Raw genomic sequence first — 18,424 nt, forward strand, 5'->3', positions numbered from 1 at the left:
GGGAAAGCGGATGACCAAGGAACTCGACCAGGCCCTCACCGGCATTTCCGGCATTCTCGTGACCCCCTATGACGCGGATGGAGAGATCGCGCCGGATCGCCTGCCCCCGATCATCGACCGGGCACTTGCGGCGGGGATGCATATCCCGGTGGTCAATGGCAATACCGGCGAATTCTACGCCCTGACCACCGGGGAAGCCATCACCATGGTCCGCGAGGTCGCAGCGATGATCGCCGGACGCGCACCGCTTCTGGCCGGGGTGGGCCGCGGCATCCGCGACGCCTGTGCCCTGGCAAAAGCCTCGGCCGAGGCCGGCGCGGCGGCGCTGATGGTCCATCAGCCGCCCGATCCCTTCGTGTCACCACGTGGGACGGTGGACTATATCAAGGCGATCAGCGATGCGGGCGACGGGCTGCCGATCATGCTCTATCTGCGCAACGACGCCATTGGCACGCAGGCCATCGCCGATCTCTGCGCCCTGCCCGGCGTCAGGGGCGTCAAATGGGCCACCCCGAATCCGCTGAAACTGGCGGCGGCCAAGGCGGCCTGCGATCCCTCGATAGTTTGGGTCGGCGGGCTGGCCGAGATCTGGGCCCCCGCCTTCTATGCGGTCGGGGCGCGGGGCTTCACCTCGGGGTTGATCAATATCTGGCCCGAACGCTCGCTGGCCATCCATGCCGCGCTGGAGGCCGGAGACTACGCGCAGGCCAACAACCTCATCGCCGGGATGAAACCCTTCGAGGATATCCGCGCCGAGGAACTGAACGGCACCAATGTAACCGGCGTCAAGGCCGCGCTGCAGGCGACCGGCCATGATTGCGGCCCCACCCGCCCGCCTTCCGCTTGGCCCCTGACCACGGCGCAGCAGGCGAAAATGTCCGAATTCCTCGCCACCGCAGGCCTGACATGAATACACCCCGCCATATCATCGTCACCGGCGCGTCAAGCGGCATCGGGCGCAGCACGGCCCGGCTGTTCCTCGACAAGGGCTGGAAGGTCGGACTGATCGGACGCCGCTCCGATGCGCTCAAGGAAACCGCAGGGGATCACGACGGCGCGCTCCCCCTGCCCTGCGACGTCACCGATGAGGATCAGGTAAACGCCGCCTTTCATGCCGCCGCCGCGCAATGGGGACGGATCGACGCGCTGTTCAACAATGCCGGGGCCGGGCTGAAATCCGTCCTGATCGACGAGATGACGCTGGAGAAATGGCGCGGGGTCATCGATGTGAATATCACCGGGATGTTCCTCTGCGCCCGCGCCGCCTTCGCGCAGATGCGGCGGCAGGATCCGCGGGGCGGCAGGATCATCAATAACGGCTCGATCTCGGCCCATGCGCCGCGTCCGGGATCGATCGCCTATACCGCCTCGAAACACGCGGTGACGGGCATGACCCGCAGCCTGTCTCTGGATGGCCGCCCCTTCGGCATCGCCTGCGGACAGATCGATATCGGCAACGCGTTGAGCGAAATGACCGCCAGCCAGACACAGGGTGTGCCGCAGGCCGATGGATCGGTCCGGCCCGAGCCCACGATGGATACCGCCGAGGTCGCCCGCTCGGTCCTGCATATGGCCAGCCTGCCCGCCGAGGCGAATGTCCAGTTCATGACCGTCATGGCAACCAATATGCCCTTTGTCGGACGAGGCTGACCGCAAGAAAGGAACAAGGAAATGGACCAGGAAATTCGCGACAAGCTGAAAAGCGTCTCGGTGGCGACACTGGCCACCGCGCTGTTCAAGCGCGGGCTGCGTCACCAGGTGATCCAGGGCGTGCACCCCATCGGGCACAAGGGTGCCAACATGGTCGGCCCCGCCTTCACCCTGCGCTACATGCCCGCGCGCGAGGACCGCAATCAACTGGCCGAGTTCCGCAACCCCGACCATCCGCAGCGCGTCGCCATCGAAACCTGTCCCGAAGGCCATGTGCTGGTCATGGACAGCCGCAAGGATGCCCGCGCCGCCTCGGCAGGCGATATCCTGTTGACCCGGCTGATGAAGCGCGGAGGCGCGGGGGCGGTCACCGATGGCGGCTTCCGCGATGCCGACACCATCGGCAAGCTGGACATGCCGGTCTATCACCAGCGGCCCTCGAGCCCGACCAACCTCACCCTGCACGAAGCCATCGAACTGAACGTGCCCATCGGCTGCGGCGATGCCCCGGTCTTTCCCGGCGACATCATCGTGGGCGACGCCGATTGCGTCATCGTGATCCCGGCGCATCTGGCGGGCGAGGTCGCCGACGAGGCGGTCGAGATGAGCGCCTACGAGGATTTCGTGATCGAGCGGGTGCGCGACGGCGAAGGCATCATCGGCCTCTATCCCTGCACGCGGGACGAACATCGCGCGGCATTCGAGAAGTGGCGGCAAGAAAACGGGCGCTGATCGGCCCGCACAGGCGAAAGGACATTTCTGACATGACGCGCAATCCCTTCAAGGCGGCGTTGCGGGAACGCCGCAGATTGCCGGGCTTCTGGCTGTCGCTCTGCTCGCCCACGGTGACCGAGATCGCCTCGCAATCCGGCGCGGACTGGCTGCTGGTGGATATGGAGCATTCGCCGGGCGACCTGTCGCAGATCAGCGACCATTTGCGCGCCGCGACCGGCGGCGGGGCCGAGGTCGTCGTCCGCCCGCCCTTTTCCGAACCGGTGATGATCAAGCGGCTGCTCGATATCGGCGCGCGCAACCTGATGTTCCCGATGATCCAGACCGCCGAGGACGCGCAGCAGGCGGTCAGCTGGACGCGCTATCCTCCGCACGGTATTCGCGGCATCTCGGCCACGGTGCGGGCCAATCGCTATGCGCGGCAAAAGGACTACCTGCAAACCTATACCGAGGATATGAGCATCATCCTGCAGGTCGAAACCCCTCAGGCCATCGCCAATATCCCCCGGATTGCCGCGGTCGAGGGCGTCGATGCGATCTTCATCGGGCCGGGAGATCTTGCCGCCTCGATGGGACATGCCGGGAACAGTGCCGCCCCCGAGGTGCGCGCCAAGATCGTCGAGGCCGTGACCCTGATCCACGAAGCAGGGCTTCCCGCCGGTATCCTGGGCTATGGCGAAGAAACCGCCAGGGGCTATTTCGAAACCGACGGGATCGAGTTCGTTGCCATCGCGGGCGATGCCTGGCTTCTGGCCCGGCATATGGACCGGATGGTCAGCGAGCTGAAATAATACTGTAAAGCCGCGACTGGCCGGGAGGCCGCAGGATTGCGTCCAGCGACGGCCGGGGGTTTCACACCCCCGGACCCCCGTGGGATATTTGCATGAAGAAGAAGCGAGCCGTTTTCATCGCAACCCGGTCCAGTATGTTTTTCATACTGGATTTGGCGCGTCGGTTCCGGCTTGGTTGCAAGACCGCTGCTACTTGGCTCGAATGTGAAGGGAATCTTCGCCCGGCGCGCGTTGCCTGTGTACAGCTTGTGTACGCGCTGTGCACATTCGGTGTACGGATGTCACAGGCAAAAACCTGGCATTTGCTGGGTAAAGCGCCCCAGCTGTTGCGCATGGTGTCGCACGCAACGCGCGCTGGCGTTGCGTCACGAATTTGCGTCTTCGAATCGGTGGCTCTATTCCGCCGCGTAGCTTTCGAGCGGCGGACAGGTGCAGACTAGGTTCCGGTCGCCAAAGACATTGTCCACCCGCCCGACCGGAGGCCAGTATTTGTCCACGCGGAATGCTCCGGGCGGAAAACAGCCTTGCTCGCGACTATAGGGCCGGTCCCATTCGGCGACCAGGTCCTCGACCGTGTGGGGGGCGTGCCGCAGCGGGCTGGATTCAACGGCGATTCGGCCTTCGGCCACCTCGGTGATCTCGTCCCGGATCGCCAGCATGGCCGTGATGAAGCGGTCAATCTCAGCCTTGGTTTCGCTTTCTGTCGGCTCGACCATCAGCGTTCCCGACACGGGCCAACTCATTGTCGGAGCATGGAAACCGTTATCGATCAATCGTTTGGCGATATCGTCCACGGTCACCCCATGTTCGGCAAAGGGGCGGGTATCCAGAATGCATTCATGCGCAACCCGTCCCCGGTTGCCCATGAACAGGATCGGATAAGCCGCCGAGAGTCGGCTGGCGATGTAATTCGCGTTCAGGATCGCCACCCTTGTCGCCTGCGTCAGCCCTTCTCCGCCCATCATCAGGCAATAGGCCCATGAAATCAGCAGGATCGAGGCGCTGCCAAATGGCGCGGCACTGACCGCCCCCGAGACGTCTTCGCGCGGGTCGCCCGGCAGATGTGGCGCCAGATGTGCCTTGACGCCGATGGGACCCATGCCGGGACCGCCGCCGCCATGCGGAATGGCGAAAGTCTTGTGCAAATTCAGATGGCTGACATCGCCGCCGATCTCTCCGGGCTTCACCAGGCCAACCAGCGCATTCATGTTCGCGCCGTCGATATAGACCTGCCCGCCATGGTCATGGGTGATCTTGCAGACCTCGCGAACGGTATCCTCGAAGACGCCATGAGTTGAAGGATAGGTGATCATGATCGCCGCAAGTTTGTCCCCTGCTTTCGCGGCCTTGTCGGCAAAGTCCTCAAGGTCGATATCGCCATTGGGCGCGGACTTGACCACCACGACCTTCATCCCGGCCATCTGAGCCGAGGCCGGGTTGGTGCCATGCGCGCTCATCGGGATCAGGCAGATATTGCGCTGATCGTCGTCATTTGCGCGGTGATAGGCCTGAATGGTCAACAGCCCGGCATATTCGCCCTGCGCCCCGCTATTGGGCTGCATGGAGAAGGCGTCATATCCAGTGATTTCGCAGAGCTTCTTGTCCAGATCGGCGATGGCCTCGGCATAGCCCGCAGCCTGATGGCGCGGCGCGAAGGGATGCAGGGCTCCGAATTCCGGCCATGTGATCGGCATCATCTCGGCCGCTGCGTTCAGCTTCATCGTGCAGGAACCAAGCGGAATCATCGCCCGGTCCAGCGCCAGGTCCCGGTCCGAAAGGCGGCGCATATACCGCATCATCTCGGATTCGGCACGGTTCATGTGAAAGACCGGATGGGTCAGGTAATCGCTTTCCCGCAGCAATTCCCAAGGGATCGCGGGGGCAGTTGCCGGTTCTGCGGCCTCCCCGATCCCGAAAGCGTCCAGCAGGCGCGTGATGACCCCGTCGTCACTGGTCTCGTCGATCGAGATCCCGACGCGGTCATGGCCAACCTTGCGCAGGTTGATCCCACGCTGCTCGGCGGCAGCGATGATCCCCGCCTGCCCCACGCCGACCCGGACAGTAATCGTATCGAAAAAGGCATCGGGCTCAACCTCGGCCCCGGCGGCACGCAGCGCATTCGCCACCGTCACCGCGTTCAGATGCACACGCTGCGCAATCGCGCGCAGCCCTTCTGGTCCGTGGAATACCGCGTAGAAGGACGCCATCACGGCCAGCAATGCCTGCGCCGTACAGACATTCGAGGTCGCCTTCTCGCGCCGGATATGCTGTTCGCGGGTCTGCAGCGACAGCCGGTAAGCCTGGTTGCCTGACGCATCGACGGAGACGCCTACGATCCGGCCCGGCATCGCCCGTTTCAACTCGTCCCGGCAGGACATGAAGGCCGCGTGCGGACCGCCATAGCCCATCGGCACGCCGAAGCGCTGAGCGGAACCAACGGCGATATCGGCCCCCATTGCTCCCGGCTCTTTCAGCAGACATAGCGCCAACAGATCGGTGGCAAGGATGGCCAGCGCGCCCGCTTCATGCAGGGCGGCGCAGTCTGCGGACAGGTCGCGAATAGAGCCGTAGGTCCCCGGATACTGGAAGATCGCCCCGAAGACCTGAGTGGGATCGAGTTCCTCTGGTTTGCCCCGGATCACCTTGATCCCCAGCGGAGCCGCCCGCGTTTCGATCACGGCAATGGTCTGCGGATGCAGGTTTTCACTGATAAAGAACCCATTGGCCTTGGATTTCGACTGCCGCTTGGCCATCGCCATCGCCTCGGCTGCTGCCGTCGCCTCATCCAGCAGGCTGGCATTGGCGATGGGCAGGCCGGTCAGATCGGCCACCATGGTCTGAAAATTCAGCAATGCCTCGAGCCGCCCTTGCGCGATCTCGGGCTGATAGGGTGTATAGGCCGTGTACCAGGCGGGATTCTCCAAGATATTCCGCTGGATAGCCGGAGGCGTGACAGTCCCGTAATAGCCTTGCCCGATCAGGCTGGTCATGACCTTGTTCTTCGCCGCGACTTCTTCCATCCGGGCCAATAATGCAGCTTCGGACAGGGCGGGCCAGTCCAGCGGCTGCGCCTGTCGGATCACCTTTGGCACGGTCTGATCTATCAGCGTGTCCAGACTGTCGGCCCCCACCGCCTTCAGCATTTCCGCCATCTCGGCCGGAGACGGACCGATATGACGGCGGTTCGCGAAATCGTCAGGATTATAGTCGGTTGGGTTCCAACGGGTCATGCGTGTGTTTTGCTCCAAATATCTGCCCTGACCCTGAATTCTGGCCAAGGATCATCCGGCTTCTTCTTCATAAAAATATCCCGGGGGTCCGGGGGCCGCGCCCCCGGCTTGGCCCCCGCTCTTACCCGACCAGGTCGTTATAGGCCGCTTCGTCCATGAACCCATCCAGAACGCCATCTTCGGTGGGCTTGATCCGAAAGAACCACGCGACCATCGGATCCTCATTCACATTGCCGGGATTGTCGGCAAGGTCGCGGTTCACGGATGTGATCACACCCGCGACCGGAGCGGTAATATCGGAGGCGGCCTTGACGGATTCGATCACGACAATCTCTTCGCCGGCTTCGACCTCCCTGCCCTCTTCTGGCAGTTCGATGAAGACCACATCGCCCAATTGCTCGCTGGCATGTTTGGTGATCCCGACGATGATCTCGTCGCCCTCGGCGCGCAGCCATTCGTGGTCATCGGTATATTTCAGCATGGGTTGCTCCTCAGCGTTTGTAAGACGGCGTGATGAAGGGCAGCGTGGTAACGGTAACAGGGAGCCGTTTACCACGCAATTCGGCATAAAGAGTGGTTCCGTCCGGAATGGAAGGATCGATCATTGCCATCGCGACAGGGCCACCCACGGAAGGACCGAACCCTCCCGAGGTTACCTGCGCGATCGGCTCGCCTCCGCTTTCCCCGGCAAAGATGGTTACAGCCTCGCGGATCGGCGCGCGTCCTTCGGGGCGCAGACCGCGGCGTGTGACGGCAGGACCATCCGCCAACTCGGTCAGAATCCGTTCCGCACCGGGAAAGCCTCCCGCGCGTGCACCGCCGGTGCGGCGGATTTTCTGGATCGACCAGCCCAAAGCGGCCTCGGCGGGCGTCACCATCTGATCCATGTCATGACCATAAAGCGGCATCCCCGCCTCAAGCCGCAAACTGTCGCGCGCGCCCAGCCCGATAGGCGCAACCTCGGGATGCGTCAGCAGGTCTTCGGCGAAAGCGATCAGACGATCATTCGGCACCGAGATCTCGAACCCGTCCTCTCCGGTATAGCCCGAGCGTGAGATCCACAGCTCACTCCCATTCCAGTCGAAACTGCGGCTATCCATGAAGCGCATCTCGGCGACTCCGGGCACCAGCCGGGTCAGCACCGCAGCAGCTTCGAGCCCCTGAAGTGCCACCAGGCCGCGATCGGTAACCGGGCGAATGTCCACATCGGCAAGCGTGTGCAGATGTGCGATGTCTTGTTCTGCGCAAGCGGCATTGACGACCAGAAAGTAGTGATCGCCCCGATTGGCGAACATCAGGTCATCGAGAATCCCACCCCGATCATTGGTGAACAGACCATAGCGCTGCCGTCCCTCGGTCAGGCCCAGGACATTGGCGGGGATAAGGCTTTCCAATGCGAGCGCGGCTGTTTCGAGTTTGCCATCCTTTGGAAAAACAAGAACTTGCCCCATATGGCTGACATCGAACAAACCGGCATGGCTCCGCGTGTGCAGATGCTCTCCCATCACGCCCATCGGATATTGTACGGGCATTTCCCAGCCTGCGAAGGGGACCATGCGGGCACCTTTCGCCACATGCAGATCATGAAGCCCGGTCCGGCGCAGTTCTTCGGCCATGCGGCCTCCTTCTGTCTTGCCGGCAGTCCGGCATCGGTTGAACGGGCGCCCTGCCCGCGTGACGATGCCCCCTCTGTCCTTGCCCTGTCAGGGCGCCTGAGATCATTATCCCTTCGGCGGGCCGGACTACGGCCACTCTCCAGAGTTCTTCACGAAAACGGTCCTTTTGCCTGAGAGTTCGCCGGGGCGGCTGCTCCTTCGGCACCGGCTGACGCCGGGTTCTCCCGAATTCCGTGATCCGAGTGCTAGCTGCAGTGCAGCGGCAAAGCAAGCCTTTTGTCGTAGATCCGATCCGGATGACAAGCGGTTGATCAGGGCGGCCCTTCCGTTGACAAGGCAGTCCGCCTGACCCAGAACCCTCGCATTTCAATCACGATTGTCGCCAGGTTTACGGCTCGGTCCCCCCAAAGGTGCGTCATGCCCCGCAAGTTCTTTCAGATCGGTTTCAATAAATGCGGCACGACCTTCATCGCGCAGCTTTTCGACATGAACAACATCCCCGCGGTTCACTGGCTGGAAGGCGATCTGGCCGAGGATATCGCCTATTCAAAGCTGATCGGACGCCCGCCATTGCAGAAATGGGCAGATGACACGGTCGTCTTTACCGACATGGAATCGGTCCGCTACCTGAACATGCCGGTGGTCGAGGCATTCAAGGAATATGCCTATCTCGATCAAAGCTTTCCCGGCTCGGTGTTCTTGCTGAACACGCGCCGGGTCGAGGACTGGATCATCAGTCGATACATGCATCGGGGCGGCAGCTATGCCCGCGCCTACGCACAGATTTTAGGTGTATCCGTCAGGGATCTGGCCGATATCTGGAAAGAGGAATGGGACGCGCATCTGGCCGGTTGCCGCGCCTATTTCGCGGCCCGGCCGGAATTCATCGAGATCGATATCGACGAGGCCACCCCAGAGGATTACCGGACCGCCCTGTCGCCCTGGTTCGATCTGCCGCGCTGTCCCGCCCTGCCCGGCAAGAAGGTTAAAAGGAAACGCGAATCCTATCTTCCCAAGCTGGAAGCGATGCTGACTGCACCCGATCCCGGCGCCGCGGTCCCAAAGGAACGGCGCGAGGCAATCGCAGAACAATTGGCTCGCTTCGCCTGCCCCGCCCGGCTTCGGCTTGAGCCTGTCGGGTTTCGGGCCTACTCGGGGCAGCTGGCTCGTTTCGACGCGGCCAAAGGCGAGATACGCGACCGTGACGGGAAGCTCTTGCCGATCCGGCGCGGCGCAGGGGGGCGGTATCACGCAGTTCCGGCATACCCCGGAATTCGCGCAACGATTTCAACGGTTAACGACATTGCCGAGGTTGCAGATCACGGCATCTACCATCTGGATATGCGACGTGTTTGCCTGGCCGGGAGCACAGAAGAGCAAGGTATCGCTCAGCCGATCATCGCCCCTAGCCGCCGTAACGGGGCTGAAAATGTGTTCCTGTGGCCGATGCCGTGGCTACACAGGTTGGGAAGCGACGGATTGCCGGGAATGCCCTTGCGCCACGAGGTAACATTCGCAGAGAAGACGGATCGCGCGATCTGGCGAGGCGGATTGTCCGGTTATGCGCCCGGTCCCGACGGGCCCGACCTGACCCGCCCGGTCAGTGATGCGATCGAGGCAGTCCTACGTGCTCAAGAAGATTCATCACAGTATATCAATGCCATGCGTGATCTGCAGGCTAGCTCTCGCGTCGCTTTCGTCGCGGCCCATGCGGATTCGCTGAACGTCGATGCAGGATTACGACCCGACAAGCGCGCTGAGAAAGCGCTGCGTAAGGCAGGATTGGCATCGCTTATCTCGCCTAAGACGGACGACGAGTTCCTGTTTTCCCATCGCTATGTCATCGCGCTTGGCAGCAATGCCGGGACCGAGGATTTCCTGGTCGCAGCGAATAGTCAATCCGTTGTTCTGAAAGAAGAAGATGGTTGGGAGCTGTTTCACTCCGGGCTGTTCCGTCCGTGGAAACACTACATTCCCCTGCAATGGGGCGCGGCGGATCTGAAGGAAAAACTGGACTGGGCGCGGGGCAATCCGGATACATGCCAAGCCATGTCGGATGCCGCGCGGAAGCTATGCGAAGAACTTGCAGATCCGGCGGGGCGGCGAATGCATCTGCAACAAGTCCTGAAGGACTATCGACGTGCTACGGGGCAAGGCGAATAGGCGCGCGCCTACCGCGCAACGCCTGCGTGCGCTGCATCTATCATCTCGTGCAACAGGAATGCGATTTACCCAGCAAATGCTGGGGATTCGGCTGTGACATCCGTGCACAGGATGTGCACAGGGCGTACACAACCTGTACACCGACTGCGCGCGTTGCGCGAGCTTCGGGATGGATTGCTCTAAAATCAATCGACCGGAATTGCATTCAGTCCCTCGGGAACACGAAAACCCGGTCGCGACGCAGCATCAGCCACATCGGAGTATCGGCAGGCGGCAGAAAGACGCCCGGCACGATGGCATTCAGCACAATGCCGCCCTGATCGGTCGTGAACTCGACCAGCGACTCCCGCCCCAGATAGCGGGCGCGTATCACCCGGGCCAGTGCCGCGGTGCCGTTTTCCGGTGTCGGGGCCGGGCCCTGACCGGCGCGGTCGAAATCGATTCTCAAGTGTTGAGGACGGATTACGATCTCCACCTCGCTGCCATCGGGAACACCGGGGGTCAGGAATTGCCCAAAGGGCGTTTCGGTCAGGGCCCCCTGCACCTCACCAGTCAATATATTGATATCACTGAAAAATGCAGCAGCCTGACGATCCACTGGCGCGTTATACAGGTTATAGGGCGCACCCTGCTGTACAATCCGCCCGTCCCGCATCAGCAGGATCTGGTCGGCCATGCGCATTGCCTCGTCCGGCTCATGCGTGACCAGCAGAACGGCGGTACCTTCCTCTTTCAACAGGGCTAGCGTTTCATCGCGAATCCCATCGCGCAAACGCTCGTCCAGGCCACTGAAGGGTTCATCCATCAACAAGACACGGGGCTGCGGTGCCAAGGCACGGACCAATGCGACGCGTTGCTGTTCTCCGCCCGACAATTCATGCGGATAGCTGTCGATATGGGATGACATCCGCACACGTTCGAGCAACTCGCCAACATGGGCACGATTGGTGGAATAGCCGCCCTTGAGCCCGAAGGCGACATTCTCGCTGACCGGAAGATGCGGAAAGAGTGCAAAATCCTGGAACATCAACCCAACAGACCGGCGTTCAGGCGGGATGTGGATATTGCCGTCGCAAACCGGCTTGCCATCCACGAAGATCCGCCCGCTATCGGGCAGGTCCACCCCTGCGACAAGCCGGAGCGTCGTGGATTTGCCGCAGCCCGAAGGGCCGAGCAGGCAAGCGACCTGTCCGGCTTCGACCGAGAACCCTACGTCATCGACGACCCGCTGCCCATCGAAGGCACGGATCAGGTTCTGAACCTCCAATCGGGGTGGCGTCGTCACGAGGTGCGCGATTCTTTCACTAAGGTTTTCATTTGCCCTAGCAGGGGCCGCATTTCACTGCAACTGTCCCGATGCCGGTATTTGTGATCACAACGCCGCATCAAATCGCTGAACCGGCATCGCCAATATTTTCCGCAGGCACCAGAAGGGTGTGCCAATCATGGTCCGGAGCAAGACGGGACAGGGCGCCCACCAGCGTCTCGGTCTCGCTGGCGGCGACCTCGGTCAAGGCGGCGGCAACAAGTTTCAACGCCTCGACGCGGGGCATATGGCGGGACAGGTGGAAACCGGCGGCCTCGGCCATCATCGCGCCGCGATCATTGGCAAATGTCGCGTCAATACGGGCCGGGCAGGGGGAAAGCGTATCGGCAAGATCATACGCCAGGCGCAACGCGGCACCGGTGCGGATGATCATATCGGGCAGGGTCTGCCATTCCAGCGCCAGGGCAGAGCCGTCGCGTTCCTGCGCGTGGATCATCGCCTGATGCAGCGTGCCTACCGCCCCGGCATTCAGACGGGCGAGGCTGACCAGCGCCTCGGCTGCGACCGGGTTGGATTTCTGCGGCATGGTGGAAGAGCCGCCGCCGGTGCCTGCGCTGACCTCGGCGATCTCGGATTGACCCAGCAGGATCAGGTCGGCGCCGATCTTGCCGAGTGAGCCGGTGACAAGCGCCAGCCAGCCGCCAAGTTCCGCAATCGCGTCACGGGTGGCATGCCATGGAATCGATGGTGCATCCAGTTCCAGCTCGGCCGCCATCGCAGCCCGGATTTCCCCCATGCGCGGAGCAAGTGCCGCGCCGGTTCCTGCCGCACCGTAAAGCGAAACATTCAGCAGGCGCGGCCGCAACTCTGCAAGCCGGTCCAGATGCCGGATAAGCGGGGCACGCCAGACGGAGATCTTCGCGCCAAGGGTCGTCGGCGCGGCGATTTGAAAGCGCGTGCGGGCAGGAACGGGCAGGGTGGCGTGATCCGTCGCCTTGATGGCAAGCACCCGGTCCAGCGCCTTGATACGCCCCTCGATGATCGACAGGGCCTCGCGCAGTTGCAGGATCAGGCCGGTGTCCTGAATGTCTTGCGAGGTCGCCCCGAAATGGACCCATCCGGCATCATCCCCACAGGCCGCTTTCAGCGCCCCGACAACCGCCTGCGCGCCGATTCCAGCCCTCGCGGTAGGTTCTGTCAGACTGGCGGGGGCAGGATGCAGCGCCTCTGCGGTCGTGGAGATGGCCTGTGCGGCGTCCTTGGGGATGATGCCGAGCCGCCCCTGCACCCGCGCCAATGCGGCCTCGGACAGCAGCATGGCGGCGATCTGGGCAGAGGCGCCCATCACACCGCCCAGTTCCTCGTCGCCAAACAGCCCGTCGGTCAGCATCATGCGGCACGCAATCCCAGAATCTCTCTTGCCTGGGCGCAGCTTGCCACGGGACGCCGATACTTGTCACATAGTTCCACCGCACGACGCACCAGCGCCGCATTCGAAGGGGCAAGGGTGTCACGGTCCAACCGCACATTGTCCTCCAGCCCCGTGCGCGCATGCCCGCCCGCGGAAATCGCCCATTCGTTCAGCACGATCTGGTTGGCGCCGATCCCGGCGGCGCACCACGGCGCATCCTCTCCAAACAGGCGTTTGACCGTGTGAACGTAGAAATCGAACACTTCGCGATCCACCAGCATGGCATTTTTGACGCCCATCACGAATTGCACATAGGGGGTTTCGCTGATCCGGCCATCCTTGTGCATCTTTGCGGCCTGAAAGATATGGGACAGATCGAATGCCTCGATCTCTGGCTTGACCTCATATGCGACCATTTCCGAGGCCAGCCAGTCCACCAGATCGGGCGGGTTTTCATAGACCCGCGTCGGGAAATTGTTCGACCCGACGGAAAGCGAGGCCATGTCCGGGCGCAGGGGCAGCATTCCCCCACGCGCCTGTCCGGCCCCCGAGCGGCCACCCGTCGACAACTGCACGATCATGCCGGGGCAGTGTTTCTCGATCCCATCTTTCAGCGCGGCAAAGCGGTCGGGATCGCTGGTCGGTTTGCCGTCATCGTCGCGGACATGGCAATGGGCGATGCTCGCGCCGGCCTCGAATGCCTCATGCGTGGATTCGATCTGTTCGGTCACGGTGATCGGAACCGCCGGGTTGTTTTCCTTGGTCGGAAGCGAGCCGGTGATGGCCACGCAGATGATGCAGGGATTGGTCATGATCGGCCTCAGATATCGAAGAAGACGGTTTCGTTATCGCCTTGCAGGCGGATGTCAAAGCGATAGACTGGGATGCCGTCGCGATCCGAACGCTGCGCGATCAGGGTGGCGCGGCGGTGTTCCCATTCGATCAGGTTGAACACCGGATCAACGGCATTCGACTGTTCCTCATCGCTGAAATACATTCGCGTATTCAGCCCGATATTGATCCCGCGCGAAACGATCCACAGGTTGATATGCGGTGCCATCATGCGACCGTTGCGGCCCATCACGGCGCCCGGCTTGACGGTGTCAAAGCCCCATTCACCGGTCTCGAAATCGGTGATCACGCGACCCCAACCGCGAAAGCCCTCCTCGACCGGGCCGCCGCCTTCGGGATGGGCGTAGTGCCCGTCGGCATTGGCCTGCCAGACCTCGACCAGCGCATCCTTGACCGGCGAGCCCATGCCGTCGATCACCAGCCCCTCGACCCGGATACGCTCGCCCCTGGCATTCGGGCCGGCAATGTCCCGGCCCAGTTCCTGCCCGTAGATGTCGAAACCCGCAGCCCCCGGTGCAAGGCCAATATGGACATAGGGGCCAGCGGTCTGTGAGGCGGTCTCGCGCAGGTAATCCAGCTTCTGCGGCATGTTCAGTTCCCCTCCAGCCGGTTCTCGAACAGCGTCGAGCGGCGGCCCCTCAGCACGATATCGAACTTATAGGCGATAGCGTCGAGCGGGATCGTGGCGTTCAGGTCTAATCTGGCGATCAACTGTTCGATCGCGTCGGGGTCCGGGATGGTCTTGACGATTGGGCAATGCGGAATCAGCGGGTCGCCTTCGAAATAAAGCTGGGTAATCAGCCGCTGCACGAATGCCGAACCGAAAACCGAAACATGAATATGCGCAGGCCGCCAGCTATTGACCCAGTTCCGCCAAGGGTAGGCGCCCGGCTTGATAGTGCGGAAGAAATAATAACCGTTCTCGTCGGTCAATACCCGCCCGCAGCCGCCAAAATTCGGATCGAGCGCACCGAGATAGCTGTCCTTCTTGTGGCGATACCGCCCCGAGGCATTGGCCTGCCAGATCTCTACCAGCGTGTTGGGGACCGGGCGGGCATTCTCGTCCAGCACCCGGCCATGCAGGATGATCCGCTCTCCCACCGGGTCGGCATCCTTGGCGTAGTTGCGGACCAGATCGTTGTCGAGCGGGTCGATATCGCTATGGCCGAATGTCGGACCGGTGATCTCGCTGACGGAGTTCTGCAATGAAATCAGCGAATAACGCGGGCTGCGCGCTGTCGTCGTCTTGTAATCCGGGGTCAGCGCAGGGGGATGCAGAGTCCGGTCGCGCTGGTAATATTCGGCTGGCTTCATCGGCTGGCCTCCTCTTGCATGTCCATTTCGGCATAGGTCTGCTTTGCCAGTTTCAGCGCATGGTTGGCGCGCGGCACACCGGCATAGATGGCGACATGCTGAAACGCCTCCAGCACATCTCGCCGGGACGCGCCGGTGCGGGCGGTGGCGCGTATATGCATCGGGATCTCCTCGAAATTCCCGGTCGCCGCCAGAAGCGCCAGGGTCAGCATCGAGCGCTCCCGGCGGCTGATCCCGTCGCTTGCCCAGACCGTTCCCCAAGCAGAATTGGTGATCAGGTCCTGGAAAGGCCGGTCGAATTCGGTCTTGTTCGCCTCGGCGCGGTCAACATGGGCATCCCCCAGCACTTCGCGGCGGGCCTGCATACCTTCGGCGTAACGGTCAGACATGGCCGACCTCCTTGAGAAAACGGGTCAGGATATCGGCATAGGTGGCGGGCGCCTCGACGCAGGGCAGGTGGCCCGCGCCCGAAATCACGTCCATCCGCGCCCCGGCAATCAGATTGGCGGTGGATTTGACAAGATCGGGCGGGGTCGCGCCGTCCAGATCCCCCGCGATAAGGTGGGTGGGCAGGTCGAGACGCGCCGCCGCCTCGCGCAGATCCGCGGCGGCAATCGCTTCGCAACAGGCAATATATCCGCCGACCGGCTGGCGTTCGAGCATCCGCTTCCAGGGCGCCGCTGCCCCCGAGGCCCGGAAATCAGGCGAGAACCAGCGTTCCATCGTCGCCGGGCCGATGCTTGGCAGGCCATTTTGGCGAATTGCGGCGATACGATCCTGCCACATGGCACTATCGCCGATTTTTGCCGCACTGTTCGATATGACCAGCGCCCGAAGCAATTCGCCGTGACGCATGGCGAGAGACTGCCCGATCAGCCCGCCGATGGAGAGGCCGACGAACACCGCATCCGACAGGCCCAGATGCCGGATCAACCCGGCCGCGTCATCGGCAAGTTGGTCGATGCTATAGGGGCCGGGTGTTTCCCCGGACAGGCCATGTCCGCGCTTGTCGTATCGCACCAGTCGCAATCCTTCCGGCAAATGGGGCAGCAGTACATCCCATAGCCGGAAATCCGTTCCGAGCGAGTTGGCGAATACCAGCGCCGGGCCGTGCTTGGGTCCGTGATCGGCGTAATGCAGATCCACTCCGTTCACATTCGCTGTCAGCATCAGTAAGGCAACCCCACATAGTTTTCCGCGAAAGCCCGTTGCTGCGCCTCGTTGTCGCGCAGGAAGGCGATATCGGCCTGCTGCATCTTGAGATCGAAGCGGCTTTGATCCGGGTATCGGTGCAGCAACCCGCTGAACCACCAGCTGAAGCGCTCGGCCTTCCAGACCCGCAGCAGCGCCCGCTCAGAGTAGCGGTCGATGCCTTCGCTGTCGCCCTCTTCGTAGAACTGGCGCAAACCGTTATACAGGTAGTGGACATCGCTGGCCGCCGTGTTCAGCCCCTTGGCACCGGTGGGCGGTACGATATGGGCTGCGTCCCCGCACAGGAAAAGCCGGCCCCATCGCATCGGTTCGGTCACGAAGGAACGCAAAGGAGCGATGGATTTCTCGATGCTCGATCCGGTGATCAGGTGCTCGGCCACATCTGCGGGTATGCGGCGCTTGAGCTCCTGCCAGAAGGCGGCATCGGTCCAGTCCTCGGGGTGATCCGACAAGGCGCATTGGACGTAATAGCGCGACAGGTTTTCATTGCGCATCGAGCAGAGTGCGAAACCGCGCTCGGAATTGGCATAGATCAGTTCGTGATGCACCGGTGGCGTGCGGGACAGAACTCCGAGCCAGCCGAATGGATAGGTCTTCTCGTATTCCCGCCGCACCCTCAGCGGGATGGCCTGGCGGCTGATGCCGTGGAAGCCATCGCAGCCCGCCACGAAATCGCAGTCGATGCGATGCTCCTGGCCGTTCTGCTGATAGGTGACGAATGGCCGGTCGCTTTCTGCGTCGTGGATCGCGACATGATCCACCTCGAACTCCGTGTTCGCACCTGCCGCCTCGCGTGCGTCATAAAGGTCATGCGTCACTTCGGTCTGGCCGTAGACGATCACCGGCGTGCCCGTCAGACGCTTGAAATCAATATGGAACATCTCGCCAGCAACGGCGATTTGGGTGCCGTCATGGACATGGCCCTCGCGATGCAGCCGGTCAGCGACCCCCGCTTCTTCCATCAGCCGCACGAAACCGGTTTCCAGCACCCCTGCCCGAATCCGGCCCAGCACATAGTCACGGGTCTTGCGCTCCAGTACTACCGCATCGATCCCTCGGCGATGCAAAAGCTGACCCAGCAACAGGCCAGACGGCCCGCCACCGATGATGGCAACCTGTGTGCGCATGATGTCCTCCTGTCGACCAGAGGATCACATATGGAAATCACCAAGTAAAATGAGATAATTGTCGATATAGTTACCAAATTGGGAAATTATGGACCGCCGCATCAAGATCCGCCATTTGCAGGCCCTGACCGAGATCGTCAGGCAGGGGAGTTTGAAACGCGCGGCAGAACGATTGTTCCTGACCCAACCCGCCATTTCCCGGACACTGTCCGAACTGGAGGACATCATCGGCGCCGAATTGCTGACCCGCAATCGAAGTGGCGTGGCGCTGACACCGCAGGGAGAGTTCTTTCACGGCTTCGCGCAGAGCAGCCTGTCGGCGCTGGAACAGGGGCTGGCGGGAATCGACGAGGCCGGGCGCGAGGGTGCGATGCAGCTGCGGGTCGGCGCGTTGCCATCGGTAGCGGCACGGCTGATGCCAGAGGCGGTGACACAGCTTGCCGCACTGGCGCCGGAAATACGGCTGACCATCGCAGATGGCTCGCATGAGCATCTGACCGGCTTGCTGCGTTCCGGCGATCTGGATCTGGTGATCGGCAGGCTGGGCGCGCCTGAAACCATGCGTGGTCTCAGTTTCACCCAGCTTTATCTCGAAGAGGTCGCGATCGTGGTGCGTCCGGGTCACCCGATCCTTTCCGATCCAGATCTGCGCCGGATTGTCGATTGGCCGGTGATCTATCCCGCACCCTGGGCAGCGATCCGGCCTCTTGTCGAGCGGTTGCTGATTGCCGAAGGCATTCCCATGCCCGCAAGGCGGATCGAAACAGTATCGGGCGCATTTGGGCGCGCCTATCTGCCGGGTAGCGACGCGATCTGGTTCATCTCTGCCGGAGTGGTGGCACGCGAGATAGAGCAGAGGCAGCTGGTCCGCCTGCCGGTCGCCACCAGTTCAACCGAGGGACCGGTCGGATTGATGGCTCGTGCCGAGCAGACTGAGACCACGGCACGACAATTGTTTGTGCAAGCCGTGGGGCGTGCTGTGTCGCAGCTGGAACTCGCGTGATGCCGAGGGCATGAGCCTGACCAGACACATAGACGTGACTTAGAATATTCTGCGGG

Annotated in this window: 17 protein-coding genes and 1 riboswitch; of the genes, 6 read left to right on the forward strand and 11 right to left on the reverse strand. The window is 62.3% G+C overall.

Annotated features, from left to right (window positions below; all coding sequences use genetic code 11):
- The first annotated feature begins 10 nt into the window (after positions 1–10).
- Genes JHX88_RS20585 through JHX88_RS20600 form a run of 4 tightly spaced genes read left to right on the forward strand, consistent with a single transcriptional unit; the run spans position 11 to position 3,173 of the window.
- On the forward strand, positions 11–910 hold the full coding sequence (locus JHX88_RS20585) for a dihydrodipicolinate synthase family protein (protein ID WP_076527779.1): 900 nt from the start codon (positions 11–13) through the stop codon (positions 908–910).
- On the forward strand, positions 907–1,650 hold the full coding sequence (locus JHX88_RS20590) for an SDR family oxidoreductase (RefSeq protein ID WP_076527781.1): 744 nt from the start codon (positions 907–909) through the stop codon (positions 1,648–1,650). Before JHX88_RS20585 ends, JHX88_RS20590 begins: the two co-directional genes overlap by 4 nt.
- Positions 1,651–1,671: 21 nt before the next feature.
- The gene (locus JHX88_RS20595) at positions 1,672–2,382 is read left to right on the forward strand and encodes a ribonuclease activity regulator RraA (RefSeq protein WP_076527783.1); all 711 of its coding nucleotides are present in this window, start codon (positions 1,672–1,674) and stop codon (positions 2,380–2,382) included.
- Positions 2,383–2,414: 32 nt separating this feature from the next.
- Entirely contained in the window at positions 2,415–3,173 is a 759-nt protein-coding gene (locus tag JHX88_RS20600; protein WP_076527785.1) for an HpcH/HpaI aldolase family protein, read from the forward strand.
- A gap of 395 nt (positions 3,174–3,568) precedes the next feature.
- On the opposite strand, the gene gcvP is transcribed toward JHX88_RS20600, so the two are convergent.
- The 3 genes from gcvP to gcvT form a co-directional block, all read right to left on the reverse strand.
- Entirely contained in the window at positions 3,569–6,403 is a 2,835-nt protein-coding gene (gcvP, locus tag JHX88_RS20605; RefSeq protein ID WP_076527787.1) for an aminomethyl-transferring glycine dehydrogenase, read from the reverse strand.
- Between the two features lie 121 nt (positions 6,404–6,524).
- Positions 6,525–6,881 carry a glycine cleavage system protein GcvH gene (gene gcvH / locus JHX88_RS20610; protein WP_076527825.1) on the reverse strand — a complete coding sequence of 119 codons (357 nt, stop codon included), beginning with the start codon at positions 6,879–6,881 and terminating at the stop codon, positions 6,525–6,527.
- 13 nt (positions 6,882–6,894) lie between these two features.
- Entirely contained in the window at positions 6,895–8,019 is a 1,125-nt protein-coding gene (gene gcvT / locus JHX88_RS20615; protein ID WP_076527789.1) for a glycine cleavage system aminomethyltransferase GcvT, read from the reverse strand.
- Between the two features lie 148 nt (positions 8,020–8,167).
- A riboswitch (glycine riboswitch) is annotated at positions 8,168–8,256 on the reverse strand.
- 180 nt (positions 8,257–8,436) lie between these two features.
- Between gcvT and JHX88_RS20620 the strand changes: the two genes are divergently transcribed.
- Positions 8,437–10,182, forward strand: coding sequence for a glycosyl transferase family 90 (locus JHX88_RS20620; protein ID WP_076527791.1), 1,746 nt, complete (start codon positions 8,437–8,439; stop codon positions 10,180–10,182).
- A 205-nt stretch (positions 10,183–10,387) separates the two neighbouring features.
- On the opposite strand, the gene JHX88_RS20625 is transcribed toward JHX88_RS20620, so the two are convergent.
- From JHX88_RS20625 to pobA, 8 genes are all read right to left on the reverse strand, one after another.
- Positions 10,388–11,467 carry an ABC transporter ATP-binding protein gene (locus JHX88_RS20625; RefSeq protein WP_272848132.1) on the reverse strand — a complete coding sequence of 360 codons (1,080 nt, stop codon included), beginning with the start codon at positions 11,465–11,467 and terminating at the stop codon, positions 10,388–10,390.
- A 100-nt stretch (positions 11,468–11,567) separates the two neighbouring features.
- On the reverse strand, positions 11,568–12,842 hold the full coding sequence (locus JHX88_RS20630; protein WP_076527795.1) for a lyase family protein: 1,275 nt from the start codon (positions 12,840–12,842) through the stop codon (positions 11,568–11,570).
- Positions 12,839–13,672 carry a 3-oxoadipate:acetyl-CoA acetyltransferase gene (locus JHX88_RS20635; protein WP_076527797.1) on the reverse strand — a complete coding sequence of 278 codons (834 nt, stop codon included), beginning with the start codon at positions 13,670–13,672 and terminating at the stop codon, positions 12,839–12,841. The genes JHX88_RS20630 and JHX88_RS20635 overlap by 4 nt, the downstream gene beginning before the upstream one ends.
- 8 nt (positions 13,673–13,680) lie before the next feature.
- Positions 13,681–14,301, reverse strand: coding sequence for a protocatechuate 3,4-dioxygenase subunit alpha (gene pcaG, locus JHX88_RS20640; RefSeq protein WP_076527800.1), 621 nt, complete (start codon positions 14,299–14,301; stop codon positions 13,681–13,683).
- Between the two features lie 2 nt (positions 14,302–14,303).
- Positions 14,304–15,026 carry a protocatechuate 3,4-dioxygenase subunit beta gene (gene pcaH / locus JHX88_RS20645; protein ID WP_076527801.1) on the reverse strand — a complete coding sequence of 241 codons (723 nt, stop codon included), beginning with the start codon at positions 15,024–15,026 and terminating at the stop codon, positions 14,304–14,306.
- The gene (gene pcaC, locus JHX88_RS20650; protein ID WP_076527803.1) at positions 15,023–15,415 is read right to left on the reverse strand and encodes a 4-carboxymuconolactone decarboxylase; all 393 of its coding nucleotides are present in this window, start codon (positions 15,413–15,415) and stop codon (positions 15,023–15,025) included. Before pcaC ends, pcaH begins: the two co-directional genes overlap by 4 nt.
- Positions 15,408–16,196, reverse strand: coding sequence for a 3-oxoadipate enol-lactonase (pcaD, locus tag JHX88_RS20655; RefSeq protein WP_076527805.1), 789 nt, complete (start codon positions 16,194–16,196; stop codon positions 15,408–15,410). The genes pcaC and pcaD overlap by 8 nt, the downstream gene beginning before the upstream one ends.
- Positions 16,196–17,365 (reverse strand): 4-hydroxybenzoate 3-monooxygenase, encoded by a 1,170-nt coding sequence (pobA, locus tag JHX88_RS20660; RefSeq protein WP_076527807.1) that lies wholly within the window; start codon positions 17,363–17,365, stop codon positions 16,196–16,198. Before pobA ends, pcaD begins: the two co-directional genes overlap by 1 nt.
- Before the next feature lie 88 nt (positions 17,366–17,453).
- Here pobA and pcaQ point away from each other — a divergent pair, with 88 nt between their 5' ends.
- Positions 17,454–18,368, forward strand: a complete 915-nt coding sequence (gene pcaQ / locus JHX88_RS20665) for a pca operon transcription factor PcaQ (protein WP_076527808.1) — start codon at positions 17,454–17,456, stop codon at positions 18,366–18,368.
- Positions 18,369–18,424: the final 56 nt, after the last annotated feature.

The organism is Paracoccus saliphilus, from assembly GCF_028553805.1.
GTDB classification, from domain to species: Bacteria; Pseudomonadota; Alphaproteobacteria; order Rhodobacterales; family Rhodobacteraceae; genus Paracoccus; species Paracoccus saliphilus.